Source organism: Campylobacter sp. RM9333, assembly GCF_020137705.1.
Lineage (GTDB): Bacteria > Campylobacterota > Campylobacteria > Campylobacterales > Campylobacteraceae > Campylobacter_E.
Window position 1 is genome coordinate 1 of sequence record NZ_JACGAY010000065.1, and the last position, 407, is coordinate 407.

The following is a 407-nucleotide window of genomic DNA, read 5'->3' on the forward strand; positions in this document are numbered from 1 at the left end:
ACAACCACATCACTTGTAGTATTATCTACGCTAGGTGTATTTGTTTGAGTATCAGCAACAAGTTTTAAGCTAGCTTCACCTTTAATATCAGTTCCAATTACATTAAATGTAAACTTGTAATCTCCAAAGTTATTGCAACCTAATTCTGGAACATATTTAAATTTACCATCAACAGCAAGAACTGAATCAGTTTTAATTAACTTATCATTATAAGTGATAAATACTTGCATTGATTGAATACCACCAGCATTAATCTCACCTTTAAATAAAGGATTAGCATCTACTGTAGTTGAACCATTGCTAATTTCTTTTAGGTTATTGTGATCGCCTGATTCATCACCTTCAAATATAGATACTTTAATTCCATTTCCAACACTTGGAACAATTACTTCAGGAGTTGTTGTATT

General features: G+C 31.0%; 1 protein-coding gene. It reads right to left on the reverse strand.

All coding sequences use genetic code 11. The features are described from left to right. The coding region (locus tag AVBRAN9333_RS09465) for a hypothetical protein (RefSeq protein WP_336609916.1) at window positions 1-407 on the reverse strand (407 nt) is incomplete at both ends.